We start from the raw sequence: 26840 nt of genomic DNA on the forward strand, positions 1-26840 counted from the left end.
CCCGGACTAATAAGATGGCATTGAAATCCCCCGCGTTTCGTAAAAAATTTCCGTTGCTGGTCACCGGCAGTCTGCTGGCCCTGCAACCCCTGGCCTCTTCATTCGTCGTTGCGGCGCAGCAGTATGACTGTTCCGTCTCCGCTTCGGGTGCCTGGGACTGTTCGCCCAAGACGCCGGCCGCTGCATTGCCGCCACGTCCCGTGCACGAAGGCAGCGCGGTTGCCGATAGCGGCAGCGCTCCGGCCGACAGCGATTCGGGCGAGGTAGCCGGCGACAAGCCGATGCTCGTCACCGAAGCCAAGGGCCGCGGCCTAAAGACGCGCAGTGAAGACTACAGCCACCTCGACTGGGTTCCTCGCGAGAATCTCACGCCCGCTCAACTGGCCGAGACCGGTCCGTACTGCGCTGGCGCGTACATCGAGCCGACGCGCCCGGGCATGAACGACAAGACCGCCAAGAGCGATGCCCCGACCTTCCTCGGTGCCAAGGCTTCGCGCTACGAGCAGGAGCAGCAGGTGGCGACCCTGGCCGGTGACGTGGTCATGCGCCAGGGCAGCATGCAGGTCGAGGCCGACGAGGCCAGCCTGTACCAGGCCGAGAACCGCGGCGAGCTGAGCGGCAACGTGCGCGTTCGCGACAACGGCGCGCTGATCGTCGGCGACCATGCCGATGTTCAACTGGACACCGGCGAAGCCAAGGTCGACAACGCCGAATACGTGATGCACAAATCTCGCATCCGCGGTAACGCGCTGTATGCCAAGCGCGCCGAGAACGCGATCATCCGCCTCAAGGACGGTACGTACACCACGTGCGAACCGGGCAGCAACGCCTGGACACTCAAGGGCAACAACATCACCTTGAACCCGGCCACCGGCTTCGGCACCGCGACCAACGTGACACTGCGGGTCAAGGACATTCCGGTCCTGTACACGCCCTATATCTACTTCCCGATCGATGACCGCCGCCAGTCCGGCTTCCTGCCGCCGACCATCGGCAGCGGCAGCGACACCGGCTTCCTGCTGGTCACTCCGTACTACTTCAACCTGGCGCCGAACTACGACGCCACGTTGTACCCGCGTTACATGAGCAAGCGCGGCATGTTGATGGAAGGCGAATTCCGCTACCTGACCAAGTCCAGCGAAGGTCAGTTCGGCGCGGCGTACCTCAACGATGAAGACGATGAGCGTAGTGGCCAGACCGACTACGACAAGACTCGCTACATGTACAACTGGCAGCACAAGGGCGGCCTGGATTCGCGTGTATTCACAGAAGTCGATTACACAAAGATCAGCGATCCGTACTATTTCCAGGATTTGCAGACCGACCAGATCGGCGTCGAATCGCGGGACTATGTGAACCAGCAAGGCGCTGTCAGCTATCGCGGCGATACCTATACCGCACGGCTGAATGTTCAGGCCACACAGATGGCCACCATCTCGAATATCACACCGTATGACCGGTTGCCGCAGATCACCTTCAACGGTGCGCTGCCGCAGCATCCGGGCGGTCTGGATTTCGCCTACAAGACTGAGTTCGTGCGCTTCGATCGTGATCTACGTACGGGTAATTACGTCGATGAAAACGGGGTGCCCGACCCATTCCTTGACACTAACGTCAGAGGATTGGCCCGTGCTACTGGCGACAGGATGAATCTGGCACCTGTGGTCAGCCTGCCGATGAACGCAAGTTATGGCTTCATCAAGCCATCGCTCAAGTATCAATACACTCAGTACGATCTGGACCTCGACAGCAGAGGCAAAGCCGACATTGCCGCCCAGGGCCCAGAGGGCGATCGCCTGAACGGTACGTATAGCAGCAGCCAGAACCGCGGCGTCCCAATCGCCAGCATCGACAGCGGCCTGTACTTCGACCGCGATACCCAGTGGTTCGGCAAGAACTATCGCCAGACCCTGGAACCGCGCCTGTTCTACCTCTATGTGCCAGATGAAGACCAGAGCGACATCCCAGTCTTTGACACCAGCGAATATACCTTCAGCTATGCATCGCTGTTCCGTGACAACCGATTCTCGGGCTCCGACCGCGTAGGGGACGAGAACAAGCTCTCCCTGGGCGTCACGAGCCGCTGGATCGAAGAAAACGGCTTCGAGCGTCAACGCATCAGTGTCGGCCAGGCCCTATACTTCAAGGACCGCGAGGTCCAGTTGCCAGGTATCGATGCCCGAACCCGGGACGATGCGCATTCCGACGTTTCGCCCTATGCCCTGGAATACGAATATCGCTGGAACCGCGACTGGCGCACCACAGCCGAATACAACTGGGACCCGGACACCCATAGCCCGCGTTCGGGCAGTGCCATGTTCCACTACCAGCCGGAAGACAACCCGAACAAGGTTATCAACGCCGGTTATCGCTATCGCAACGACCAGATCCGGTACGACGAGAACACTGGCCAATGGCAAGTGGGCGGCGGCGACTACGGCACCCCGGGTTCGCCTGGCTACGTGAAGGACTACTACAAGATCAAACAGCACGACTTCTCGGTCATCTGGCCGATCGTGCCGCAGTGGAACGCAATCAGCCGCTGGCAGTATGACTACAACCGCAACCGTACTCTGGAAGCCTTCGGTGGTTTCGAATACGACAACTGCTGTTGGAAACTGCGCCTGATCAACCGTTACTGGGTCGACTACGAAGAATTCAGTCAAGCCGCCCCGGAAAACGAAAAAGGCGACCACGGCGTCTTCCTCCAAATTGTTCTGAAGGGACTCGGCGGCCTCACCGGCGCCAAGGTAGAGAGCTTCCTCGACAAAGGCATTCAAGGTTATCGTGAACGTGAAGACCAAGCTTTCTGATTGTCTGCGCCCGCTGATGCTGGGCGCGCTGTTCCTGGGTACTGCGGCGAACGCCGCGGTACAGTCCATCGACAAGGTCGTGGCCATCGTCGACAACGACGTGGTCATGCAAAGCCAGCTGGACCAGCGCGTCCATGAAGTGCAGCAAACCATCGCCAAGCGTGGCGGCGGCCTGCCACCACCGGGCGTGCTGGACCAACAAGTGCTCGAGCGCCTGATCGTCGAAAATCTGCAACTGCAGATTGGCGAACGTTCCGGTATTCGTATCACCGACGAGGAACTGAACCAGGCCGTCGGTACCATTGCCCAGCGCAACAACATGACCATCGATCAGTTCCGCGCCGCCCTGGCTCGCGACGGCCTATCCTTCGACGACGCCCGCGACCAGATCCGCCGCGAGATGGTCATCAGCCGGGTACGTCAGCGCAGAGTGGCCGAACGCATCCAGGTGTCCGAGCAGGAAGTGAAGAATTTCCTCGCCTCCGACCTGGGCAAGATGCAGCTGTCTGAAGAACTGCATCTGGCGAACATCCTGATTCCTACCCCCGAAAGCGCCAACTCCGAAGCGATTCAGAGTGCTTATCGCCAGGCCATGGATGTCTACCAGCAGCTCAAGCAAGGCGCTGACTTCGGCCAGATGGCTGTGGCACGTTCGGGCAGTGAAAACGCCCTGGAAGGCGGCGACATGGGCTGGCGCAAAGCCGCTCAACTGCCACCACCGTTCGACCGTGAGCTCAGTGCCATGGCCGTCGGCGACATCACCCAGCCCGCCCGTACCCCCGGCGGCTTCATCATCCTGAAGCTGTTGGAGAAACGCGGTGGCGGTACCCAGGTGCGCGACGAAGTCCATGTTCGCCATATCCTGATCAAACCGAGTGAAATCCGCAGCGAAGCCGAGACCAAGCGGCTGGCCGAGAAGCTCTACGAGCGGATCACCTCCGGCGAAGACTTCGCCGAGCTGGCCAAGAGCTTCTCGGAAGACCCTGGGTCGGCCCTCAATGGTGGCGACCTGAACTGGGTCGATCCGAATGCGCTGGTTCCCGAGTTCCGCCAGGTCATGGCCGAGACCCCGCAGGGTCAACTGTCCAAGCCGTTCAAGAGCCCTTATGGCTGGCACGTACTGGAAGTCCTTGGCCGTCGCGCCACTGACAGCACCACCCAGGCGCGCGAACAGCAGGCGATGACGGTATTGCGTAACCGCAAGTACGACGAAGAGTTGCAAACCTGGCTTCGCCAGATTCGCGATGAAGCCTACGTCGAGATCAAACTCCCTGGTGCAGACCAGGCAGCGCAGTGAAACCCAAGCGTTTCGCGCTGACCCCCGGCGAGCCTGCCGGCATCGGTCCTGACCTGTGCCTGCTGCTCGCCTCGCAAGCCCAGCCGCACCCTCTGATTGCCATCACCAGCCGCGACCTGCTCCTCGAGCGGGCCGCGCAGCTGGGGGTGGTCGTCGATCTGCGCCCGGTCACCCCAGACGCCTGGCCTGATGCCCCGGCACCTGCGGGCAGCCTGTATGTCTGGGATACACCGCTGGGCGCCCCGGTCGTTGCGGGCCAACTGGATACCGCCAACGCTGCTTTTGTCCTGCAAACCCTTACCCGCGCCGGCGAAGGCTGCCTGGACGGGGCTTTCGCCGGCATGATTACTGCGCCGGTACACAAGGGTGTCATCAATGAATCCGGCATTCAGTTTTCCGGACACACGGAATTCCTGGCCGACCTGACGGGAACCGCGCAAGTCGTGATGATGCTCGCCACCCGCGGCCTGCGCGTGGCCCTGGTCACCACTCACCTGCCCCTGCGAGACATCGCCGACGCTATTACCCCGGAACGCATCGAGCGAGTCGCGCGGATATTGCACACCGACCTTCAGAACAAATTCGGCATCGCCCGGCCACGTATCCTGGTGTGCGGGCTGAACCCACATGCAGGGGAAGGCGGACACCTGGGCCGTGAAGAAATCGACATCATCGAACCCACATTGGAGCGCTTGCGCAGCGAGGGCATGGACCTGCGTGGCCCGCTACCTGCCGACACTCTATTTACCCCCAAATATCTGGAGCACTGCGATGCGGTGCTGGCGATGTACCACGACCAGGGCCTGCCCGTGTTGAAGTACAAAGGCTTCGGCGCAGCGGTCAACGTGACCCTGGGCTTGCCGATCATCCGCACCTCCGTGGACCACGGCACCGCCCTGGACCTGGCTGGCAGCGGAAGGATTGACACCGGCAGCCTTCAAGTTGCATTGGAAACCGCCTATCAGATGGCCGAGACTCATTTATGACCGAGCAATACCAACACCGCGCGCGCAAGCGCTTCGGCCAGAATTTCCTGCACGATGCCGGTGTGATCGATCGCATCCTGCGCTCCATCAATGCCAAACCTGAAGATCGTCTGCTCGAGATCGGTCCGGGCCAGGGCGCACTGACCCAGGGTCTGCTCGGTAGCGGCGCGCAACTGGACGTGGTGGAGTTGGACAAGGATCTGGTTCCGATTCTCAACCAGCAATTTGCTGGCAAAAGCAATTTCAACCTGCATCAAGGCGATGCGCTGAAATTCGATTTCAACAGCCTGGAAGCCGCACCGGGCAGCCTTCGGGTCGTGGGCAACCTGCCCTACAACATCTCCACCCCGTTGATCTTCCATCTGCTGAACAATGCGGGCCTGATCCGCGACATGCACTTCATGCTCCAGAAAGAGGTGGTCGAGCGGCTCGCCGCCGGTCCTGGCGGCGGCGATTGGGGACGTCTGTCGATCATGGTCCAGTACCATTGCCGGGTGGATCATCTGTTCAACGTGGGTCCGGGGGCATTCAACCCACCACCCAAAGTCGATTCCGCGATCGTCCGCCTTGTACCCCATGCGGTTCTGCCGCATCCGGCCAAGGACCACCGCCTGCTCGAACGCGTGGTACGTGAAGCTTTCAATCAGCGTCGCAAAACCCTGCGTAACACCTTGAAACTTTTGCTCAGCAACGCTGAAATCGAAGCCGCCGGCGTCGACGGCAGCCTGCGCCCCGAGCAACTGGACCTGGCGGCCTTTGTGCGCCTGGCCGACAAGCTCAGCGAACAGGTCGCGCCAAAAGACAACGCCATCTGACACGCGATGATCGTTATCGGGCAGTACGCCAGTCTGGTTTACTACCCGATACTTGGCCTAGACTGACTTCCTCAGTGACTCCCGCGTCCCGCTTCCAAGGCCTTTTGCATGTCCGATCCTCGTTACCAGGTCGACGTCAGCGTCGCCACCCGCTTCCTCGCTGAACAGTCGCAACCCGAGCACAACCGCTTCGCCTTCGCCTATACCATTACCGTGCGCAACAACGGCTCGCTGCCAGCCAGGTTGCTGTCCCGGCACTGGGTCATCACCGACGGCGACGGCCATGTCGAAGAAGTGCGTGGCGAAGGTGTGGTTGGCCAACAGCCGCTCATCGATGCAGGCAAGAGCCACAGCTACAGCAGCGGGACGGTGATGACGACCAAGGTCGGCACCATGCAAGGCACTTACCAGATGCTTGCCGAGGACGGTAAGCGCTTCGATGCGATCATCAAGCCTTTCCGCCTCGCGGTGCCGGGAGCACTGCACTGATGGCCACGTATGCGGTGGGCGACCTGCAGGGCTGTCTGGACCCGCTCAAATGCCTGCTGGAACAGGTAGCGTTCGACCCGTGCAAAGACACGTTGTGGTTGGTGGGCGACCTGGTCAACCGTGGCCCGCAATCGCTGGAGACCCTTCGTTTCCTCTACGGCATCCGCGATTCGTTGGTGTGCGTGCTTGGCAATCACGATTTGCACCTGCTGGCCGCCTGGCAAAACATCGAACGCCTGAAAAAGTCCGATACCTTGAGCGAGATCCTGGACGCGCCTGATTGCGTCGAACTGCTCGAATGGTTGCGCCAGCAAAAACTCATGCATTACGACGAGGCGCGACACCTTGCGCTGGTACATGCCGGCATCCCGCCCCAGTGGTCGCTGCGCAGAGCACTGAAGTGCGCGGGCGAAGTGGAGCAAGCATTGCGCGACGATAACCTGTTCGGTCCCTACCTGGACGGCATGTATGGCAACGAACCCGTCAAATGGGACAACGACCTCACCGGAACGGCCCGCCTGCGGGTAATCACCAACTATTTCACCCGCATGCGCTTCTGCACCCGCGACGGCAAGCTCGACCTCAAGGGCAAGGAAGGCATCGAGACCGCCCCGCCCGGCTACGCGCCCTGGTTCAAGCACAAGGAGCGCAAGACCCGCGACCTGAAGATCATTTTCGGACACTGGGCAGCGCTTGAGGGCAAAACTGGCGAAGCCGGGGTCATTGCCCTCGATACCGGCTGCGTCTGGGGTAGCGCGATGACTCTGATGAACGTCGACACCGGCGAGTTGCTGCGCTGCGATTGCGACGAGAAAGGCCACGCCAAACCCCATCAACCGACTACTGAATCATTGCCGGCCGGCACCGCCGTTTGAACGGCGCCACGCTTGAGGCCAGAGGAGTTTTTCATGACCGAATTCAAACGTATCCCTCCCGAAGCGGCCCACGCACTTCGCGAGAAAGGGGCTGTCGTCGTCGATGTGCGCGACCCGGCTACTTTCGCAGCCCTGCATATCAGCGGCTCCAAGCATTTGGATAACCATTCCCTCCACGCTTTCATCCAGGGCGCTGATCTCGATGCGCCTACCGTAGTGGTCTGCTACCACGGCAACTCCAGCCAGAGCGCGGCGGCTTACCTGGTCAGCCAGGGCTTCAGCGACGTCTACAGCCTGGACGGCGGTTTCGAGCTATGGCGCACGGTTTATCCCGATGAAACAGAGCAAGGAACCCACGAATAATTTTTTATGACGCCCAATCCCGCGAGAACCGCGGGCTTGAGCGATGGCAGACGAACGGTCTGCCACAACTAATTACGTATTCAACCTTTACCTCTCGGATTCCGAACTATCCTTAGCCTCAGGCCATCCAAAACAGGGGAGAGCCGGTACACCGGCGCGCGGATCATCGGGAGTCAGCTTTCAGGAGCCCACATTCTTGAAAGCATTCTGGGGGGTAAAACGGCAACTGGGTTCCCAGCGGCTGTCCAGCATCGACTGATTGATCCGACACCGGCTCCACGTATCGAGCGAGGTGACGTCATGAGTATTTTTAGCCACTTCCAGCAACGTTTCGAGTCCACGCGGCAAGAGGAGTACTCGCTGCAGGAATACCTCGAACTCTGCAAGCAAGACCGCAGTGCCTATGCATCGGCCGCGGAGCGCCTGTTGCTGGCAATCGGAGAACCGGAGCTGCTGGATACCTCGACCAACTCGAGGCTCTCGCGGATTTTTTCCAACAAAGTGATTCGACGCTATCCGGCCTTTGCAGACTTCCACGGGATGGAGGAATGCATCGAACAGATCGTGTCTTATTTCCGCCATGCCGCCCAAGGCCTGGAAGAGAAGAAGCAGATTCTCTATCTGCTCGGCCCCGTCGGTGGCGGTAAATCGTCCCTGGCCGAGAAGCTCAAGCAACTGATCGAAAAGGTACCCTTCTACGCCATCAAGGGCTCCCCGGTTTTCGAATCGCCCCTGGGGCTGTTCAACGCGACCGAGGACGGCGCGATCCTCGAAGAAGACTTCGGTATCCCGCGCCGATACCTCAATACCATCATGTCGCCATGGGCCACCAAGCGCCTGGCGGAGTTCGGCGGCGACATCAGCCAGTTTCGCGTGGTCAAGCTCTACCCTTCGATCCTCAACCAGATCGCAGTGGCCAAGACCGAACCGGGCGACGAAAACAACCAGGACATCTCGGCCCTCGTGGGCAAGGTCGATATTCGCAAACTGGAGGAATTCCCACAGAACGACGCCGACGCTTATAGCTATTCGGGCGCACTGTGCCGGGCCAACCAGGGCCTGATGGAATTCGTCGAGATGTTCAAGGCACCCATCAAGGTGCTCCATCCATTGCTGACCGCCACCCAGGAAGGTAACTACAACAGCACCGAGGGGCTGGGGGCGATTCCGTTCAGCGGCATCCTGCTGGCGCACTCCAACGAGTCGGAATGGCATACCTTCCGCAACAACAAGAACAACGAAGCCTTCATCGACCGGATCTACATCGTCAAGGTTCCTTACTGCCTGCGGGTCAGCGACGAGGTGAAGATCTACGACAAGCTGTTGTTCAACAGCTCGCTGTCCAAGGCTCATTGCGCGCCCGACACGCTGAAGATGCTTGCCCAGTTCACCGTGTTGTCGCGTCTGAAGGAGCCGGAAAACTCCAACATCTATTCGAAGATGCGGGTGTATGACGGCGAAAACCTCAAGGACACCGATCCGAAGGCCAAGTCTATCCAGGAATACCGCGACAACGCGGGCGTGGACGAAGGCATGAATGGCTTGTCCACGCGTTTCGCGTTCAAGATCCTGTCCAAGGTCTTCAACTTCGACCCCCACGAAATCGCCGCCAACCCGGTCCACTTGTTGTATGTGCTCGAGCAACAAATCGAGCAGGAGCAGTTCCAGGCAGAGACCCGCGAGCGCTACCTGCGCTTCCTCAAGGAATACCTGGCGCCACGCTACATCGAGTTCATCGGCAAGGAGATCCAGACCGCGTACCTGGAATCCTACAGCGAATACGGCCAGAACATTTTCGACCGCTACGTGCTGTACGCGGACTTCTGGATTCAGGACCAGGAATATCGAGATCCGGAAACGGGCGAGATCCTCAATCGCGTAGCGCTCAACGAGGAACTGGAAAAGATCGAAAAACCGGCGGGTATCAGCAATCCGAAGGACTTCCGCAACGAGATCGTCAACTTCGTACTGCGCGCCCGAGCCAACAACAACGGCAAGAATCCGACCTGGCTCAGCTATGAGAAGCTGCGGGTGGTCATCGAGAAGAAAATGTTCTCCAACACTGAAGACCTGCTGCCTGTCATCAGCTTCAACGCCAAGGCCAGCAAGGAGGACCAGCAAAAACACAACGACTTCGTTACACGCATGGTCGAACGTGGCTACACCGACAAACAGGTACGACTGCTCTCCGAGTGGTATCTGCGGGTCCGTAAATCACAGTAGCGCAGCTACAAGCCGCAAGCGACAAGCTGTAAGAAGACAGCGCGCAAAACCCGGGGGTCCGGGCAACCGCTTCTACTTGCAGCTTGCAGCTCATAACTTGAAGCTGCCCGGAGGGCCCCCATGAGCTATGTGATCGACCGACGCCTGAATGGCAAGAACAAGAGCACGGTAAACCGCCAGCGTTTCTTGCGGCGCTACCGTGACCACATCAAAAAGGCCGTCGAGGAGGCGGTCAGCCGTCGCTCCATTACGGACATGGAACATGGCGAGCAGATCAGCATCCCCGGCCGCGACATCGACGAGCCGGTGCTCCACCATGGTCGCGGCGGCAAGCAGACCGTCGTACACCCCGGAAACAAGGAATTCACCAGCGGCGAGCATATCCCACGCCCACCGGGTGGAGGCGGTGGCAAGGGCCCCGGCAAGGCCGGCAATTCCGGCGAGGGCATGGACGAGTTCGTCTTCCAGATCACCCAGGAAGAGTTCCTTGAATTCATGTTCGAGGACCTGGAGCTACCGAACCTGGTCAAGCGCAACCTGACCGGCACCGACACCTTCAAGACCGTGCGCGCCGGTATCAGCAACGAAGGCAATCCAGCGCGTATCAATATCATCCGCACCCTTCGCTCAGCCCATGCGCGTCGCATCGCCCTTTCAGGCAGCAGCCGGGCGAAACTGCGCGAGGCCAAGGAAGAGCTGGCCCGCCTCAAACAGGAAGAACCTGACAATTTTGGCGATATCCAGGCGCTGGAAGCAGAGATCGAACGGCTAAGCGCACGCATCCATCGCGTGCCCTTCCTCGACACCTTCGACCTCAAGTACAACCTTCTGGTCAAACAGCCGAATCCCAGCTCGAAAGCGGTCATGTTCTGCCTGATGGACGTCTCCGGGTCCATGACCCAGGCCACCAAGGACATTGCCAAGCGGTTCTTCATCCTGCTGTACCTGTTCCTCAAGAGGAATTACGACAAGATCGATGTGGTATTCATCCGCCACCACACCAGCGCCAGGGAAGTCGACGAAGAAGAGTTTTTCTATTCGCGGGAGACCGGTGGCACCATCGTTTCCAGTGCCCTGAAGCTGATGCAGGAGATCATGGCCGAACGCTACCCAGCCAACGAATGGAACATCTATGCGGCCCAGGCGTCCGACGGCGACAACTGGAACGACGACTCGCCGATTTGCCGGGACATCCTGATCAACCAGATCATGCCGTTCGTCCAGTACTACACGTACGTCGAGATTACGCCGCGCGAACATCAAGCGCTGTGGTATGAATACGAACGCGTCGCCGAAGCGTTTTCCGACACTTTCGCCCAGCAGCAACTGGTCTCGGCCGGGGATATCTACCCGGTCTTCCGTGAACTCTTCCAGCGCAGGTTAGTGACATGACCGCCAAAAAAGAGCAGAAACGCCAGCCGATCTCCACCGGCTCCGAATGGACATTCGAGCTGATACAGGCCTACGACCGCGAGATCAGCCGTATCGCGGATCGCTATGCCCTGGACACTTATCCCAACCAGATCGAAGTGATCACCGCCGAGCAAATGATGGACGCCTACGCGTCCGTCGGGATGCCGCTGGGTTACCACCACTGGTCGTACGGCAAGCATTTTCTCAGTACCGAGAAATCCTACAGTCGCGGCCAGATGGGGCTGGCCTATGAAATCGTGATCAACTCCGACCCGTGCATCGCCTACCTGATGGAAGAAAACACGATCTGCATGCAGGCGTTGGTGGTGGCGCACGCCTGTTATGGCCATAACAGCTTCTTCAAGGGCAACTATCTGTTCCGCACCTGGACCGATGCCAGCTCGATCATCGATTACCTTGTGTTCGCCAAGCAGTACATCATGCAGTGCGAAGAGCGCCATGGCATCGATGCGGTGGAGGATCTCCTCGACTCTTGCCACGCCTTGATGAACTACGGTGTGGACCGCTACAAGCGGCCCTATCCAATCTCCGCCGAAGAAGAACGACGGCGGCAGAAGGATCGGGAAGAGCACCTACAGAAGCAGATCAATGACCTGTGGCGCACCATTCCCAAAGGCGCCGACAAGTACAACGAGAAGGACAACGCACGCTTCCCTGCCGAGCCCCAGGAAAACATTCTCTACTTCATCGAAAAACATGCGCCGCTGCTGGAGCCGTGGCAGCGGGAAATCGTGCGTATCGTGCGCAAGATTGCCCAGTATTTCTATCCGCAACGCCAGACGCAGGTGATGAACGAGGGATGGGCGACGTTCTGGCACTACACCTTGATGAACGATCTGTACGATGAGGGCCTGGTCACGGACGGCTTCATGATGGAGTTCCTGACCTCCCATACCAGCGTAGTGTTCCAGCCCGGCTTTGACAGCCCCTATTACAGCGGTATCAATCCTTATGCGCTGGGCTTTGCCATGTACCGTGACATCCGGCGCATGTGCGAAAACCCCACCGAGGAAGATCGCCGCTGGTTCCCGGAAATCGCCGGTTCGGACTGGCTGTCGACAATAAAATTCGCGATGAGCAGCTTCAAGGATGAGAGTTTTATTCTGCAATACCTGTCGCCCAAGGTGATCCGCGACCTCAAGCTGTTCAGCATCCTCGACGACGACCAGAAAGACGATCTACTGGTGCCCGCCATCCATGACGAGGGCGGTTATCGCATCATCCGGGAAACGCTGGCGGCGCAATACAACCTGGGTAATCGCGAGCCCAACGTGCAGATCTATAGCATCGATCGCCGCGGGGATCGCTCCCTGACCCTGCGTCATCAGCAGCACAACCGCAAACCGCTAGGCGAATCGACGGATGAGGTACTCAAACACCTGCACCGCCTGTGGGGGTTCGACATCCATCTGGAAACCCTGCAAGGCGACCAGGTAATGAAAACCCACCATGTGCCTCCACGGACCGAACAAGCCGAAGGAGACTATGGACGCCTGGATCTGGCCGTCATTCACCTTTGATCACGCTTTCGCCTCCGAACGTCCGACGTAAAGGTTTATCCTGTCGGCCCAACGGAGGTTTTTTATGCAGATCTACAAAGTCGGCGGCGCTGTGCGTGATCGCCTGCTAGGCATCCCGGTCACCGACGTTGACCGAGTGGTGGTGGGCGCCACCGCCGAGGAAATGCTGGCCAAGGGTTTCCGTCCCGTGGGGGCTGATTTCCCGGTATTCCTCGATCCGAGGACAGGCGAGGAATATGCTCTCGCCCGCACGGAGCGCAAGAGCGGCAGGGGTTACGGTGGTTTCGTGTTCCATGCCAGCCCTGAGGTCACGCTCGAAGAAGACCTGATCCGCCGGGACTTGACGATCAACGCGATGGCCGAGGACGATCACGGCAACCTTACCGACCCCTACCACGGGCAGCGCGATCTTGAAGCTCGCCTGCTTCGCCACGTTTCCCCCGCATTCGCCGAAGATCCGCTCAGAGTCCTGCGTGTTGCGCGCTTCGCTGCGCGCTATGCCCCCCTGGGTTTCAAGGTAGCTGACGAGACGCTCGAGCTGATGCGCCAACTGAGCGACTCCGGCGAGCTGGAGGCATTGACGGCCGAACGCAGCTGGAAAGAAATTTCCCGGGCTCTGATGGAGAGTCAGCCGCAGGTATTTATCCAAGTGTTGCGCGACTGCAATGCCTTGAAGACCCTGATGCCTGAGGTCGACGCACTGTTTGGTGTGCCACAACCTGAAGCGCATCACCCCGAAATCGATACAGGCGCTCACACACTGAGCGTGCTGGAACAGTCAGCAAAACATGTCCAGCCCCTGACTGTGCGCTGGGCTTGCCTGCTCCACGATTTGGGCAAGGGCCTGACACCTGAACATGAATGGCCGAGACACATCGCCCATGAGCACAAGGGGCTGAAGCTGATCAAGGCGGTCAACGAACGCTTCAAGGTGCCTCGCGACTGTCAGGAACTGGCGCTGCTGGTTGGCCAATACCACACCCATGGCCATCGCGCGCTTGAACTCAAGGCATCCACGCTGCTTGAACTGCTGCAAAGCTTCGATGCGTACCGCCGACCCCAGCGCTTCGAGGAGTTCATCGCCGCCTGCGAGATGGATGCACGCGGTCGCAAGGGACTCGAACAGCGGAGTTATCCACAGGCCGATTACTTGCGGGGCGCAGCGGCAGCAGCACGGGCGGTGGCAGTCCAGCCGTTGCTGGAGAAAGGCTTCAAGGGACCGGAACTCGGTGAAGCGATCAAGCGTGAGCGTCTCAGGGCACTGAAGGCTTACAAGGAAGCGGCGAGCTGACGGGGGCTGCGTCAGTTTGCCTGTGCGGTGGATATCCCGCTGTCATCGCGAGCAAGCTGGCTCTCACAGGACTTGTGCACACCATAAGCTTGCTCGCGATGACCGCAGGCGCCCTACAGCAGACCCGGTGGCGTAAGCTGCTCCCCTCGCCACTCGAAAGCCACCGGAGCCAATACCTGATCGATCTGCGTTTCTTCCCACAGCGTGGCAAAACTTTTGCCCACGCCTGGATGAGTCCGATCCGGCGCGATCAAGGATAAGGGCCACAGCACAAAGGCATTCTTGAGAATTTCGGCACGCGGCAGGATCAAGCCATCGAAGTTGCCGACCTGTTCGCCGTACAGCAACACGTCGATATCCAGCGGCAGGCCCTTCCGGTCCGGTGCATAGCGACCATTGTCGGCCTCGATGAACTTGAGACGACGGTCCAGCTCCATCAGCGACAGGTCAGTGAAGGCAGAGACGACGAAGTTGAAAAACGGTCCACTCTTGATCCCCACCGGCTGGCTCTCGAACACAGCCGAGCAGCGCATATCCACCAGGAAGCCGGACAGCGCTTCCAGCCCGGCACACAAATGGGTTTCGCGCTCGATATTGCTACCAAGCCCTAGGAAAACCTGGGTCAACGACATCCGCGCTCGATCTCCACGCCCACACCACTGGCAGCCGGTACGGCGCCAGGCTTGGTCACTTTCAGGCGCAGCCAGGTGATCTTGAACTCATCCATGAGTTCCTGGGCCAGTCGTTCGGCGAAGGTCTCGACCAATTGGAACTGCGCCTGCTCCGCGAACGCCTGGATGCGTGACGACACGCTGGCGTAGTCGAGCGCCAGTGTCAGGTCGTCGCCTGCGGCAGCCGGACGGTTATCCCAGGCGAAGCTCAGGTCAAGCCGCAGGCACTGTCGGATGCCTCGCTCCCAGTCGTAGGCACCGATTACCGTGTCGACTTCAAGGCCTTCGATAAACACTCTGTCCAAGCACTCTTCTCCGCAGCACGACAAGGGCGCATTGCGCCGTTAGAATCAGGGCGTCCCCGCCCGGAATGGTTAGCATGTTTTGGTTACTGGCGATTCTCGCCTACCTGCTCGGCTCACTGTCCTTCGCCATTTTGCTCAGCCGCCTGACCGGTCGCCCGGATCCGCGAATGAGTGGCTCGGGCAATGCCGGCGCCACCAATATGCTGCGCCTGGCCGGACGCAAACTGGCCATCCTGACCCTGCTCGGCGACCTCTGCAAAGGCCTGTTCCCGGTACTGATCGCCAGCCTTGCAGGGCTCTCGTTGCAGCAACAGGCCTGGATCGGCGTCTGTGCCGTCATCGGCCATCTGTTTCCATTGTACTTTCGCTTTCGCGGCGGCAAGGGTGTCGCCACTGCCGCCGGCATGCTACTGGGCCTGTATCCACCGGCCGCCCTGCTTGCCGTCTGCGCCTGGCTGCTGACCTTCTACCTGACCCGCACCAGCTCCCTGGCCGCACTGATCGCCACGCCGCTCACCCTGCCGTTACTGGCCTGGCAGGAGCCGGCGGCCTTGCTGCCCATGACAGCCCTCGTCGCGCTGATCGTCTGGCGCCACCGGGGCAATCTACGCGACCTGTTCGCCGGGCGCGAACGGCATTTTTAATGCCGCTTCATAGCGGCGACAACTGCTCCATGGGCCAACGGGCCTGCACGCTGATCGCCAGGCTCTCATGTTGGCCCGCCTGCAGGCGCTGGCAACCGGCAAAGGCAATCATCGCGCCGTTATCCGTGCAGAACTGTGGCCGGGCGTAGTAAACATCCCCTTTCATATCACCGAGCATTTTTTCCAGGGATGTCCGCAAGGCCTTGTTCGCGCTCACGCCGCCAGCGATCACCAGGCGCTTGAGCCCGGCCTGCTTCAAGGCGCGCTTGCACTTGATGGTCAGAGTCTCTACCACGGCCTGCTGGAACGCCAGGGAGATGTCGCAACGGGCTTGCTCGCTGTCGTCCCCGGCGTTGACACACTGCTGCCAGGTGTTGAGCGCGAAGGTTTTCAGGCCGCTGAAGCTGAAATCCAGGCCCGGTCGATCGCACATCGGACGCGGAAAGACGAAACGTCCTTCAACCCCCTGGGTTGCCAGCCGTGCGATTTCCGGCCCACCGGGATAGTTGAGGCCCATCATCTTCGCGGTTTTGTCGAAAGCCTCACCGGCGGCATCGTCGAGCGACTCCCCCATGAGCTCGTATTGACCGATCCCATCCACGCGGACCAGCTGGGTGTGACCACCCGATACCAACAAAGCGACGAACGGGAATTGCGGCGGTTGCGGCTCCAGCATCGGTGCCAGCAGATGGCCTTCCATATGATGCACGCCCAAGGCTGGAATGCCCCAGGCGAAGGCCAGCGCCTGAGCGCAGGAAGCACCGACCAGCAGCGCGCCTACCAGGCCCGGCCCGGCCGTATAGGCGATGCCATCAATCTCCGTCGGCACACAGCCGGCTTCGGCCAGGACCTGGCGGATCAAGGGCAGCATGCGCTTGACGTGGTCGCGGGACGCAAGCTCGGGCACGACGCCACCATAGGCACGATGCAAGTCGATTTGACTGAACAAAGCGTCGGCCAGCAGGCCGCGCTCACTGTCGTAGAGTGCAACGCCGGTTTCGTCGCAGGACGTTTCTAATCCCAGTACTAGCATGGGTTTGCGCCTTTATAGGCTGAATTCGAAGGCGCGCATAATAGTCGCCGCGTTGTGCCCCGACCAGCGGTTTTCGATCAGAGGCTTTGCATTCCGAGCGATGAGGGGTTAACATCCGCAACCCTTAAAAACCGACGTCTTCAAGTGCTCTTTTGCCGCGAGGATGTTGACCCCGGTAATGAATGAAGGTAGCTCTGGATGCCAGCCGTCAAAGTAAAAGAGAACGAACCCTTCGACGTAGCTCTGCGTCGTTTCAAGCGCTCCTGCGAAAAAGCCGGTGTTCTGGCTGAAGTTCGTAGCCGCGAATTCTACGAGAAGCCGACTTCCGAGCGTAAGCGCAAAGCAGCAGCCGCTGTTAAGCGTCACGCCAAGAAAGTTCAGCGCGAACAGCGCCGCGCCGTACGTCTGTACTAATACACAGACGTCCGTCGCAAGCTTCTTGCCAAGCCCGGCCCTCAAGCCGGGCTTATGGCATTTGCGGAACAACGCTTGATGCTTCACCGTCAAAGCCGCAGACGCGACCTAGACAAACCGCTTCACCGCGTCAGACCTGGCTCTTTTGCCAGCGGTGCACGTCTTTTCTGACGAGCCTTCCAAGGCTACTGACGAGCACACCCTGATTCCTCTAACGACGATCAGCCCAAGGCACCTCCTTGCGTGCCCGCTTAATGAGCTATCCGTGGCCAGATCGGCGGTTACCGGACTCAGCGCAACACATTCATACAGTCGAGTACTGATGGTAATTAACGTCAGTGGACAATCGGCAGATACACTTCCGACAGCAATGAAGCAGACAATCCGGTCGAGCCATCTTTTTGAGTGCCTCGAAACCAGGAATCAATCACGCCTGCTGATTTCGGGCCCCTATTTCGCGCAGTGATGATGAGAACGCCATGGCCGGGCTAATTCCCCAGAGCTTTATTGACGACCTCCTGAACCGCACCGACATCGTCGACGTGGTCAGCTCTCGCGTGCAAATGAAGAAAGCGGGCAAGAACTACACAGCCTGCTGCCCATTTCACAAAGAAAAAACCCCGTCTTTCAGCGTCAGCCCCGACAAGCAGTTCTACTACTGCTTTGGCTGCGGCGCGGGCGGCAACGCCCTCGGCTTCCTGATGGACCACGACAACCTGGACTTCCCCCAGGCCGTCGAAGAACTGGCCAAAGCCGCCGGCATGGAGATTCCCCGCGAGGAAAGCGGTCGGGCGCACAAGCCGCGCCAGCCGACCGATTCTCCGCTTTACCCACTGCTGACGGCAGCAGCGGATTTTTATCGCCAGGCGCTTAAAAGCCACCCAGCCCGCAAGGCGGCGGTGGATTATCTCAAGGGACGCGGCCTGACCGGGGAAATCGCCCGGGATTTCGGCCTCGGCTTCGCCCCGCCCGGCTGGGACAATCTCTACAAGCACCTGAGCAGCGACACGCTACAGCAACGCGCCATGATCGACGCCGGCCTGCTGATCGAGAATGCCGAGACCGGCAAGCGCTACGACCGCTTCCGGGACCGGGTGATGTTCCCGATCCGCGATACACGCGGGCGAATCATCGCCTTTGGCGGCCGAGTACTGGGCGACGACAAGCCCAAGTACCTGAACTCCCCGGAAACCCCGGTTTTCCATAAAGGCCAGGAACTCTACGGCCTTTACGAGGCGCGCAAGAATAACCGCAACCTCGACGAGATTATTGTCGTCGAAGGCTACATGGACGTTATCGCACTGGCCCAGCAAGGCTTGCGCAACGCCGTCGCAACCCTGGGCACGGCCACTAGCGAAGAACACATGAAACGCCTGTTTCGCGTGGTGCCCAGCGTGCTGTTCTGCTTCGACGGCGACCAGGCCGGGCGCAACGCCGCCTGGCGCGCACTGGAGGCAACATTGCCCTGCCTGCAGGATGGGCGACGCGCACGCTTTCTGTTCCTGCCCGAAGGCGAGGACCCGGACACCCTGGTGCGCTCCGAGGGCACCGACGCATTTCGTGCGCGGATCAACCAGCACGCGCAACCGCTGGCCGATTATTTTTTCCAGCAACTGACCGAAGAAGCCGATCCACGCTCCCTCGAAGGCAAGGCCCACATGGCCACCCTCGCGGCACCGTTGATCGACAAGGTGCCTGGCGCCAACCTGCGAACGCTCATGCGCCAGCGCCTCAGTGAAATCACCGGCCTGAACAACGAAGCGATGAACCAACTGGTGCACAGCGCTCCGCAGGAAGCGCCGCCAGCGTATGACCCAGGTATCGATTACGACGCGATGCCGGATTTCGCCGACTATCATCAACCCCAGCAGGATTACGCCCCCCAGCAGGAATGGACGCCGAAAAAAAACGCCGGCGGCGGCAAGAAATGGGACAAGAAACCCTGGGACAAGAATGGCAAGCGGGGCGATCGCGACCAGCCACGTGTCCCGCGCGTACCGGCCGCCGTCGAACCACCAACACTGGCCGCCCTGCGCACCTTGCTGCATCACCCGCAATTGGCTGAAAAGGTCGAGGACGCAGGACATTTTGCCGCCGAGGACCACAGCAACACGCAATTGCTGGTCGCACTCCTTGAAGCCGTGCAGAAGAACCCCAAGCTAAACTCATTCCAGTTGATCGCGCGGTGGCATGGCACCGAGCAGGGGCGCCTCTTGAAGGCGCTGGCCGAGAAGGAATGGCTGATAGAGGGAGACAACCTTGAACAACAGTTTTTCGACACCATTACTAGCTTGTCCGCCCGCCAACGCGAGCGAAACCTGGAACAACTTCTGCGCAAAGCTCGCCAGAGCGAGTTGACCAGCGAAGAGAAAAACCAATTGCGGGATTTACTCAGCCGCAATGTTTGCGCATCAAACCCGACCTCAACTGGCGCGTGAGGTCACAGCTCAGGTATAATCCTCGGCTTGTTTTTTGCCCGCCAAGACCTTCAGTGGATAGGGTGTTATGTCCGGAAAAGCGCAACAGCAGTCTCGTATCAAAGAGTTGATCCTATTGGGTCGTGAGCAGGGCTACCTGACTTACGCGGAGGTCAACGACCACCTGCCGGAGGATATTTCAGATCCGGAACAGGTGGAAGACATCATCCGCATGATCAACGACATGGGGATCAACGTATTCGAGGTTGCTCCAGATAAGGATGCCCTTATGCTGGCCGACGCCGATACCGACGAGGCGGCCGCTGAAGAAGCGGCCGCAGCGTTGGCGGCGGTCGAGACCGACATTGGTCGCACCACGGACCCCGTGCGCATGTACATGCGTGAAATGGGTACGGTAGAGCTCCTCACGCGTGAAGGCGAAATCGAAATCGCCAAGCGTATTGAAGAGGGCATCCGTGAAGTGATGGGCGCAATCGCGCACTTCCCTGGCACGGTCGAGCATATTCTCTCCGAGTACACCCGCGTGACCACCGAAGGTGGCCGCCTGTCCGACGTCCTGAGCGGCTACATCGACCCGGACGACGGCATCGCGCCGCCTGCCGCCGAAGTGCCGCCGCCGATCGACGCGAAAGCCGCCAAGGCCGACGACGACACCGATGACGACGACGCCGAAGCCAGCGACGACGAAGAGGAAGCCGAAAGTGGTCCTGATCCGGTCATCGCCGCCCAGCGTTTCGGCGCTGTGGCCGACCAGATGGAGATCACCCGCAAGGCGCTGAAGAAGCATGGTCGCAACAACAAGCAGGCAATTGCCGAGCTGTTGGCGCTGGCCGAGCTGTTCATGCCGATCAAACTGGTGCCCAAGCAATTCGAAGGCCTGGTGGAACGTGTTCGCAGTGCCTTGGATCGCTTGCGTCAGCAAGAGCGCGCGATCATGCAGCTCTGCGTACGTGATGCCCGCATGCCGCGCGCCGATTTCCTGCGCCAGTTCCCAGGCAACGAAGTCGACGAAAGCTGGACCGATGCACTGGCCAAGGGCAAGAGCAAATACGCTGAAGCCATTGCCCGCCTGCAACCGGACATCATTCGTTGCCAGCAGAAACTCAGCGCGCTTGAGGCCGAGACCGGCCTGAGCATTGCCGAGATCAAGGACATCAACCGTCGCATGTCGATCGGCGAGGCCAAGGCCCGCCGCGCGAAGAAAGAGATGGTCGAAGCGAACTTGCGTCTGGTGATCTCGATTGCCAAGAAGTACACCAACCGCGGCCTGCAATTCCTGGACTTGATCCAGGAAGGCAACATCGGCCTGATGAAGGCGGTGGACAAGTTCGAATACCGTCGCGGCTACAAGTTCTCGACTTATGCCACCTGGTGGATCCGTCAAGCGATCACTCGCTCGATCGCCGACCAGGCCCGCACCATCCGTATTCCGGTGCACATGATCGAGACGATCAACAAGCTCAACCGTATTTCCCGCCAGATGCTGCAGGAAATGGGCCGCGAACCGACCCCGGAAGAGCTGGGCGAACGCATGGAAATGCCTGAGGACAAGATCCGCAAGGTACTGAAGATCGCCAAAGAGCCGATCTCCATGGAAACCCCGATCGGCGATGACGAAGACTCGCATCTGGGTGACTTCATCGAAGACTCCACCATGCAGTCGCCGATCGATGTCGCCACCGTTGAGAGCCTCAAGGAAGCGACCCGCGAAGTACTTTCCGGCCTCACGGCCCGTGAAGCCAAGGTACTGCGCATGCGTTTCGGCATCGACATGAATACCGACCACACTCTTGAGGAAGTCGGTAAGCAGTTCGATGTGACCCGTGAGCGGATTCGCCAGATCGAAGCCAAGGCGTTGCGCAAATTGCGCCACCCGACGCGAAGCGAGCATCTACGCTCCTTCCTCGACGAGTGACCTTCAAAACCCCCGGCCCTGCCGGGGGTTTTGTTATGTGCAGATAAAACGCCTTTCGTTGCCACCCCCGCCCTTTTGCCCGTCTACACTCGAAACATCCTCCCCACGCCAAGACGAGACCGTGATGCCCAGACTGACGGCCATGCTTTTGCTGTCACTGATGACCTGGACCACAACGGCCGGCGCGTTGACGCTCACCGATGAAGAGCGCCGCTGGCTCAAGGACCACCCCGACCTGCGCTTGGGCGTCGATGCCTCATGGCCGCCGTTCGAATTCCGCGACGACCAGGGTCGTTACCAAGGCTTGGCGGCCGACTACGTCGATATCATCCGCCAGCGACTGGCGATCACATTGACACCCATCGAACCAGTCAGCTGGACCGCGGTGTTGGAGCAGGTCGCGCAGGGCAAAATTGATCTTCTGCCGGGCATCATGTCTACACCTGAGCGACAGAATTACTTGGCTTTCACCCGTCCTTACCTGGACTTTCCGATCGTCATCCTCGCTCATCACGGCGGCGCCCAACCGCGCAAGCTCGAAGATCTGTATGGCTTGAAGATCGCCGTGGTGGAGAACTATGCCCCGCACGAACTGTTGCGCAATCACCATCCCGACCTGAACCTGGTTGCGCTGCCCAACGTCAGCTCGGCCTTGCAGGCGCTGGCAACCGATCAGGTGGACGCCGTGGTGGGCGACCTCGCTTCCAGCGTCTGGAGCCTGCGCCAACTCAAGCTCGATGGGCTCTACGTAAGCGGGGAAACCCCTTACCGTTATCAGTTGGCCATGGCCGTCCCGCAGGAAAACCAGGTGCTCGTCGGCATCCTGGATAAAGTGATGGCGGACATGTCTGCGACAGAAATCAGCGAGATCCAGGAAAAGTGGATCGGCAATGTGCGAGATTATCGGCAGTTCTGGTCAGACCTGTTGCTGTATGGCCTGCCTGGGCTACTTTTGCTGGTCGGCATCCTGGCGGTGGTGATTCGCATCAATCGCCGCCTCAGCTCGGAAATTGCTCGAAGAGTCGACTTGGAACAGGAGCTGCGCAGCAGCGAATACCATTACCGCGGACTGGTCGAGAGCCTTTCCGCCATCGCATGGGAAGCGAAGGTCAGCGACTACACCTACAGCTACGTCTCGCCCCACGCCGAAGAACTGCTGGGGTATCCCCTTACCCATTGGCTCATCCCCGGTTTCTGGCGCAACATCATCCATCCGGCCGACCTCACCCGCGCCCAGACTTATTGCGATCATGAGGTACTCGCCGGACGCGATCATTGTGTCGATTACCGGGTGATCACCGCTGACGGCCGCTGCTTGTGGGTACGGGATATTGTCAGCCTGATCCAGCACGGCCATGAACCGCTGATGCGTGGCTTGATGATCGACATCAGTGAAGCCAAGCACACCGAGGAAGCGTTGCGTCTCTCCGAACAAAAGTTCGCCTCGGTGTTTCGTCAATGCCCGGACATCCTGGTGATTGCACGCTTGCACGACGGCTGCCTACTGGAAGTCAACAAAGCCTTTGAAGAGCAGATCGGCATCAGTGCCGATCAAGTCATTGGCAAAAACGCTACGGATCTGAAAATCTGGGGCATCCAGGGCGTGGGCCCGGGCCTGCTGCAGCGTCTGCAGGCCGGAAGCATTCGCAATCTGGAGATGCCCTTTCGACGCAGTAATGGCCAGATTTTTACCGGGTTGATTTCGGCCGAACCCTTCGATCTCGACACGACACCCGCCCTGGTGGTAGTTGTGCGAGATATCAGCCAGCTCAAGGAAACCCAACAACAGCTGCAGACATCCGAAGAGAAGTTTGCCAAGGCCTTTCATGCCTCTCCGGACGGCCTCCTGCTGTCCCGGCAAAGCGACGGCCTGCTGATAGAAGTCAACGAAGGGTTCAGCCGCATCACCGGTTTCAACAGCGCCCTGTCCGTCGACCGCTCTACGTTGGACCTGGGCATCTGGGTCAATCTCAACGAACGCAAACAGATGCTCGACCTGCTGCAGCGGGACGGTTTCGTAAAGGATTTCAGTTGCCATATCCGCCGCAACGACGGACAGATCCGACTCTGCGAAGTGTCCAGCCGGCCCCTGCCCATTGGCAATGAAGATTGCATGCTGACTATCGCCCGGGACATCACCGAGCGCCACATCATGCAGGAAAAACTACAACAGGCGGCCACGGTGTTCGAAAGCACCGCCGAGGGCGTCCTGATCACCGACACACAACAGCACATCAACGCCGTGAACCGTGCCTTCACCGAAATCACCGGCTATAGCGAAAGCGAAGCGTTGGGGCACACGCCTCGTTTACTGGCCTCCGGCCTGCATGACAGCGCCTTCTATGCCGCGATGTGGCATCAGCTGACGGCGGAAGGCCACTGGCAGGGGGAGATTTCCAACCGGCGCAAAAATGGCGAGCTGTACCCCAGCTGGTTGACCATCAGCGCCGTGCGCAATCGGGACCAGCAGATCACTCACTTCGTTGCGGTTTTTGCCGACATCTCCAGCCTCAAGCATGCCCAGGCCCGACTCGATTACCAGGCCCATCACGACCCGCTCACCGGCCTGCCGAATCGCACCCTGTTCGAAAGCCGCCTGCTCACAGCCCTGAACAACCAGCAGGAAAACGGCGGCCAGGGCGCGGTGTTGTTCCTCGACCTGGACCGCTTCAAGCACATCAACGACAGCCTCGGGCACCCGGTCGGCGACTTGCTCCTCAAGGGCATCGCCGTGCGGCTGCGCGAGCAGCTACGTGATATCGACACAGTTGCGCGCCTGGGGGGTGACGAGTTCATCATCCTGCTGCCCGGCCTGCAACAGCCCAGCGACGCCGAGCACATCGCCCAAAAACTCCTGAACTGTTTTGCAGCGCCGTTCCAGGCCGGTGAACACGAGTTTTTCATCAGCGCCAGTATCGGCACCAGCCTGTATCCGCAAGATGGTTGTGACGTGGCCACGCTGGTCAAGAATGCCGACGCGGCGATGTACCGATCCAAGGCCAAGGGTCGTAACCGGGTAGAAAGCTACACCCGCGACCTCACGGCCCAAGCCAGCGAGCGCGTGGCGCTGGAGCATGAACTGCGACGGGCGATCGAGCGCAACGAGTTGTCGCTGTCCTTCCAGCCAAAGATCAGCCTGGCCGACAACCGTCTGGTAGGTGCCGAAGCGCTTATTCGCTGGACCCACCCGACCTTTGGCGACGTGCCCCCCGAACACTTCATTCCCCTGGCCGAAGAAAACGGGATGATCCTGCAGATCGGCGATTGGGTGCTGGAAACCGCCTGCCGGCAGCTCAGCGAATGGAACAGCATCCACGAGAGCCTCGGCCCGCTGTCCGTGAACCTGGCAGGCGTCCAACTGCGGCAACCCAACCTGCTGGGTCGCATAGAACAACTTCTGCGGGAAAACCATCTCGAGCCGGGCTTATTGCAACTGGAGATTACCGAAAACTTCATCATGAGCCAGGCCGAAGAAGCCTTGGCAGTTTTGCATCAACTGAAAAAACTCGGCGTGCAACTGGCTATCGATGACTTCGGTACCGGCTATTCCTCCCTGAGCTATCTCAAGCGCCTGCCGCTGGACATCCTCAAGATCGACCAGTCCTTCGTCCGCGGCTTGCCCGATGACCCCCATGATGCGGCCATCGTACGGGCAATTATCGCCCTGGGTCGCAGCATGCAATTCACTATCATCGCCGAAGGCGTAGAAACCCTCGCCCAACAACAATTCCTCGCCGATGAAGGCTGCGAACAGATCCAGGGCTACATCGTCAGTCTGCCCCTGTGTGCCGAAGAATTCGCCGCAACGTTTCTGCGTGTAACCGTATCGGATTTTTCGGATGGCACAGCCGAGAAACCGTCGCTATAATCCGCGGCCTACTGAGGGCCCATAGCTCAGTTGGTTAGAGCAGAGGACTCATAATCCTTTGGTCCACGGTTCGAGTCCGTGTGGGCCCACCAAATTGAAAGCCGCGCATTGCGCGGCTTTCGTATTTTTCTCCCTGAGAAAAAGTGACACTTTGAATCGCCCCGGATTCTCTAGACACCTTACGGCGGGATTCCGCGATTGCAGCTTGATTGCACGCCCTACCCTCAGCGCAATGCAGGAGTTGTCGAAGGAGCTTTTCACGGTCACAGCATACCCCGGCCAGTGCCTCGTGCCGAGGCGCCTCAGCCTACGTCTCCAAAACCGACGCGCTCGATGTGTTGTTACCGGGGAGTTGGCTCGCTGGCGATGAGACCCGTGCAGACGTCAAATTGCCCGGGGCCTCACATCGAAGACCGTTTGCATCTTAGTCACCGCTTGTAGAAAATCATCGTCTTTTTGCACGAATGGATACGCGCATGAAGTTCGAAAAGACCACGCAGTATAGGTCCGCGGAAGGGATCGTCTTCAATCTGTCTCGAATCACCCTCACGGAAAGCGACCGAGGTCGCCTGCGCGAGCTGCACTTTGGCGAAGCGAAACGCGCCCATTACCAAGTCAACAGCATGGTCGTCGATATGTACGACCGAATGCAGGCTCGAAACCTGCCATGCCTGCTGACAGTCTGCATTTCCAATCCCCTCACCCGGCAGCAGGCCGATGCTGTCAGTACTATGCGCGGCAACGTCGCCAAGGGAATTGCTGCGGCCTCAGGTGGCGTTGCCGGGAGGGTCGGTGCGTTGGGCGGGCCGCTCATTGGCTGGGCTTCAGGTGCAGCCGTGACGACAGGTGTCAACTGGTACCTCAAAGGGGCCTTGCCGAACCTGCATGCAGGTGACGTGCTGGTCAGCATCGAGGGAGAGGTCCATGGCGGGATTGGCCCACAGCGCTCTGTCGTGACGCTGGTCATCAAGGTCTGAGGAACTGCACATGCCCTACATCATGCAAACTGTCGTCCTTCTGGTGCTGGGCGCGATCCTCGTTCAGTTTCTGAAACCATACCCGCTGCGCAAGTGGCTGGGTTTGGCGCTGCTGGCAACGGGCTTGGTCAGCATCTTCAAGGTTGGTGAGCAGCAGGTGCTGGGCTTTGACCTGGAGCTGCTAGCACTGCTGGCCGTGCCGCTGGGCGTGGTGCTTTTCCTGACGCGGCGGCGGTTCACGGAGGGGGACTGAAGCCCGGGCACGATTTCTCGGTGCCGTCTCTAACCCAAAATCATATGGGACAACGATCGATCAATAGCGCGTTGATCGATGACCTTAGCGTTGGAGCTTGCCGACGGATTGGGGGTTACTTTGAACATACTGGTAACTCCTAACGTAGGTTAGATGCCGGGCCCTCCAGCTATGCCAACCTACGTTCACCTTCGAACGACTTCTCTAGGCATACCT

At 59.6% G+C, this 26840-nt stretch carries 21 protein-coding genes and 1 tRNA gene; 19 read left to right on the forward strand and 3 right to left on the reverse strand.

Annotated elements, in window-relative coordinates; all coding sequences use genetic code 11:
• Positions 1–14 precede the first annotated feature (14 nt).
• The 11 genes from J3P79_RS24320 to J3P79_RS24370 all read left to right on the forward strand — a co-directional run bounded on the left by J3P79_RS24320 (position 15) and on the right by J3P79_RS24370 (position 14106).
• On the forward strand, positions 15–2813 hold the full coding sequence (locus tag J3P79_RS24320) for an LPS-assembly protein LptD (RefSeq protein WP_434606200.1): 2799 nt from the start codon (positions 15–17) through the stop codon (positions 2811–2813).
• On the forward strand, positions 2794–4110 hold the full coding sequence (gene surA / locus J3P79_RS24325) for a peptidylprolyl isomerase SurA (RefSeq protein ID WP_434606202.1): 1317 nt from the start codon (positions 2794–2796) through the stop codon (positions 4108–4110). Before J3P79_RS24320 ends, surA begins: the two co-directional genes overlap by 20 nt.
• On the forward strand, positions 4107–5096 hold the full coding sequence (gene pdxA, locus J3P79_RS24330) for a 4-hydroxythreonine-4-phosphate dehydrogenase PdxA (RefSeq protein ID WP_434606204.1): 990 nt from the start codon (positions 4107–4109) through the stop codon (positions 5094–5096). The genes surA and pdxA overlap by 4 nt, the downstream gene beginning before the upstream one ends.
• Positions 5093–5911 (forward strand): 16S rRNA (adenine(1518)-N(6)/adenine(1519)-N(6))-dimethyltransferase RsmA, encoded by an 819-nt coding sequence (gene rsmA, locus J3P79_RS24335; RefSeq protein ID WP_434606206.1) that lies wholly within the window; start codon positions 5093–5095, stop codon positions 5909–5911. The genes pdxA and rsmA overlap by 4 nt, the downstream gene beginning before the upstream one ends.
• A 108-nt stretch (positions 5912–6019) precedes the next feature.
• Positions 6020–6400 (forward strand): Co2+/Mg2+ efflux protein ApaG, encoded by a 381-nt coding sequence (apaG, locus tag J3P79_RS24340; protein WP_039590780.1) that lies wholly within the window; start codon positions 6020–6022, stop codon positions 6398–6400.
• Complete coding sequence (locus J3P79_RS24345) at positions 6400–7275, forward strand: symmetrical bis(5'-nucleosyl)-tetraphosphatase (protein ID WP_434606208.1); 876 nt, start codon at positions 6400–6402, stop codon at positions 7273–7275. Before apaG ends, J3P79_RS24345 begins: the two co-directional genes overlap by 1 nt.
• 33 nt (positions 7276–7308) lie before the next feature.
• Positions 7309–7638 carry a thiosulfate sulfurtransferase GlpE gene (gene glpE, locus J3P79_RS24350; protein ID WP_434606211.1) on the forward strand — a complete coding sequence of 110 codons (330 nt, stop codon included), beginning with the start codon at positions 7309–7311 and terminating at the stop codon, positions 7636–7638.
• A gap of 300 nt (positions 7639–7938) precedes the next feature.
• Positions 7939–9861, forward strand: a complete 1923-nt coding sequence (locus tag J3P79_RS24355) for a PrkA family serine protein kinase (RefSeq protein ID WP_420764878.1) — start codon at positions 7939–7941, stop codon at positions 9859–9861.
• Between the two features lie 120 nt (positions 9862–9981).
• Positions 9982–11253, forward strand: a complete 1272-nt coding sequence (locus J3P79_RS24360) for a YeaH/YhbH family protein (protein ID WP_434606213.1) — start codon at positions 9982–9984, stop codon at positions 11251–11253.
• On the forward strand, positions 11250–12815 hold the full coding sequence (locus J3P79_RS24365) for a SpoVR family protein (RefSeq protein WP_434606216.1): 1566 nt from the start codon (positions 11250–11252) through the stop codon (positions 12813–12815). The genes J3P79_RS24360 and J3P79_RS24365 overlap by 4 nt, the downstream gene beginning before the upstream one ends.
• Positions 12816–12879: 64 nt before the next feature.
• Positions 12880–14106 carry a multifunctional CCA addition/repair protein gene (locus J3P79_RS24370; RefSeq protein ID WP_434606219.1) on the forward strand — a complete coding sequence of 409 codons (1227 nt, stop codon included), beginning with the start codon at positions 12880–12882 and terminating at the stop codon, positions 14104–14106.
• Positions 14107–14219: 113 nt separating this feature from the next.
• Here J3P79_RS24370 and folK read toward each other — a convergent pair whose 3' ends face one another.
• Positions 14220–14738 carry a 2-amino-4-hydroxy-6-hydroxymethyldihydropteridine diphosphokinase gene (gene folK / locus J3P79_RS24375; protein WP_434606222.1) on the reverse strand — a complete coding sequence of 173 codons (519 nt, stop codon included), beginning with the start codon at positions 14736–14738 and terminating at the stop codon, positions 14220–14222.
• Entirely contained in the window at positions 14729–15082 is a 354-nt protein-coding gene (gene folB / locus J3P79_RS24380; RefSeq protein ID WP_039590767.1) for a dihydroneopterin aldolase, read from the reverse strand. The genes folK and folB overlap by 10 nt, the downstream gene beginning before the upstream one ends.
• Before the next feature lie 74 nt (positions 15083–15156).
• Between folB and plsY the strand changes: the two genes are divergently transcribed.
• Positions 15157–15726, forward strand: coding sequence for a glycerol-3-phosphate 1-O-acyltransferase PlsY (gene plsY, locus J3P79_RS24385; RefSeq protein WP_434606224.1), 570 nt, complete (start codon positions 15157–15159; stop codon positions 15724–15726).
• A 7-nt stretch (positions 15727–15733) separates the two neighbouring features.
• Here plsY and tsaD read toward each other — a convergent pair whose 3' ends face one another.
• The gene (gene tsaD, locus J3P79_RS24390; protein ID WP_434606226.1) at positions 15734–16759 is read right to left on the reverse strand and encodes a tRNA (adenosine(37)-N6)-threonylcarbamoyltransferase complex transferase subunit TsaD; all 1026 of its coding nucleotides are present in this window, start codon (positions 16757–16759) and stop codon (positions 15734–15736) included.
• Positions 16760–16957: 198 nt separating this feature from the next.
• Here tsaD and rpsU point away from each other — a divergent pair, with 198 nt between their 5' ends.
• From rpsU to J3P79_RS24425, 7 genes are all read left to right on the forward strand, one after another.
• Positions 16958–17173, forward strand: coding sequence for a 30S ribosomal protein S21 (gene rpsU, locus J3P79_RS24395; RefSeq protein WP_002551877.1), 216 nt, complete (start codon positions 16958–16960; stop codon positions 17171–17173).
• Between the two features lie 479 nt (positions 17174–17652).
• Positions 17653–19611, forward strand: coding sequence for a DNA primase (gene dnaG / locus J3P79_RS24400; RefSeq protein ID WP_434606228.1), 1959 nt, complete (start codon positions 17653–17655; stop codon positions 19609–19611).
• A gap of 67 nt (positions 19612–19678) precedes the next feature.
• Entirely contained in the window at positions 19679–21526 is a 1848-nt protein-coding gene (gene rpoD / locus J3P79_RS24405) for an RNA polymerase sigma factor RpoD (protein WP_434606230.1), read from the forward strand.
• 124 nt (positions 21527–21650) lie between these two features.
• Positions 21651–25394, forward strand: coding sequence for a bifunctional diguanylate cyclase/phosphodiesterase (locus tag J3P79_RS24410; protein ID WP_434606233.1), 3744 nt, complete (start codon positions 21651–21653; stop codon positions 25392–25394).
• Between the two features lie 15 nt (positions 25395–25409).
• Positions 25410–25486: transfer RNA gene (locus J3P79_RS24415), tRNA-Ile, on the forward strand.
• 384 nt (positions 25487–25870) lie between these two features.
• Positions 25871–26371: a hypothetical protein gene (locus J3P79_RS24420; RefSeq protein ID WP_434606236.1), complete on the forward strand. Its 501-nt coding sequence runs from the start codon at positions 25871–25873 to the stop codon at positions 26369–26371.
• A gap of 10 nt (positions 26372–26381) precedes the next feature.
• The gene (locus tag J3P79_RS24425; RefSeq protein WP_054594326.1) at positions 26382–26624 is read left to right on the forward strand and encodes a hypothetical protein; all 243 of its coding nucleotides are present in this window, start codon (positions 26382–26384) and stop codon (positions 26622–26624) included.
• Positions 26625–26840: the final 216 nt, after the last annotated feature.

The organism is Pseudomonas sp. R1-7, from assembly GCF_051132105.1.
In the GTDB taxonomy this organism is placed as follows: Bacteria; Pseudomonadota; Gammaproteobacteria; order Pseudomonadales; family Pseudomonadaceae; genus Aquipseudomonas.

Excerpts from the sequence above, each read along its gene's own strand:
- J3P79_RS24320 (WP_434606200.1), top strand. The coding sequence starts at position 15 with ATGGCATTGAAATCCCCCGCGTTTCGTAAAAAATTTCCGTTGCTGGTC.
- rsmA (WP_434606206.1), top strand. The coding sequence starts at position 5,093 with ATGACCGAGCAATACCAACACCGCGCGCGCAAGCGCTTCGGCCAGAAT.
- apaG (WP_039590780.1), top strand. The coding sequence starts at position 6,020 with ATGTCCGATCCTCGTTACCAGGTCGACGTCAGCGTCGCCACCCGCTTC.
- J3P79_RS24345 (WP_434606208.1), top strand. The coding sequence starts at position 6,400 with ATGGCCACGTATGCGGTGGGCGACCTGCAGGGCTGTCTGGACCCGCTC.
- glpE (WP_434606211.1), top strand. The coding sequence starts at position 7,309 with ATGACCGAATTCAAACGTATCCCTCCCGAAGCGGCCCACGCACTTCGC.
- J3P79_RS24355 (WP_420764878.1), top strand. The coding sequence starts at position 7,939 with ATGAGTATTTTTAGCCACTTCCAGCAACGTTTCGAGTCCACGCGGCAA.
- J3P79_RS24360 (WP_434606213.1), top strand. The coding sequence starts at position 9,982 with ATGAGCTATGTGATCGACCGACGCCTGAATGGCAAGAACAAGAGCACG.
- J3P79_RS24365 (WP_434606216.1), top strand. The coding sequence starts at position 11,250 with ATGACCGCCAAAAAAGAGCAGAAACGCCAGCCGATCTCCACCGGCTCC.
- J3P79_RS24370 (WP_434606219.1), top strand. The coding sequence starts at position 12,880 with ATGCAGATCTACAAAGTCGGCGGCGCTGTGCGTGATCGCCTGCTAGGC.
- folK (WP_434606222.1), bottom strand. The coding sequence starts at position 14,738 with ATGTCGTTGACCCAGGTTTTCCTAGGGCTTGGTAGCAATATCGAGCGC.
- plsY (WP_434606224.1), top strand. The coding sequence starts at position 15,157 with ATGTTTTGGTTACTGGCGATTCTCGCCTACCTGCTCGGCTCACTGTCC.
- tsaD (WP_434606226.1), bottom strand. The coding sequence starts at position 16,759 with ATGCTAGTACTGGGATTAGAAACGTCCTGCGACGAAACCGGCGTTGCA.
- rpsU (WP_002551877.1), top strand. The coding sequence starts at position 16,958 with ATGCCAGCCGTCAAAGTAAAAGAGAACGAACCCTTCGACGTAGCTCTG.
- dnaG (WP_434606228.1), top strand. The coding sequence starts at position 17,653 with ATGGCCGGGCTAATTCCCCAGAGCTTTATTGACGACCTCCTGAACCGC.
- rpoD (WP_434606230.1), top strand. The coding sequence starts at position 19,679 with ATGTCCGGAAAAGCGCAACAGCAGTCTCGTATCAAAGAGTTGATCCTA.
- J3P79_RS24410 (WP_434606233.1), top strand. The coding sequence starts at position 21,651 with ATGCCCAGACTGACGGCCATGCTTTTGCTGTCACTGATGACCTGGACC.
- J3P79_RS24420 (WP_434606236.1), top strand. The coding sequence starts at position 25,871 with ATGAAGTTCGAAAAGACCACGCAGTATAGGTCCGCGGAAGGGATCGTC.
- J3P79_RS24425 (WP_054594326.1), top strand. The coding sequence starts at position 26,382 with ATGCCCTACATCATGCAAACTGTCGTCCTTCTGGTGCTGGGCGCGATC.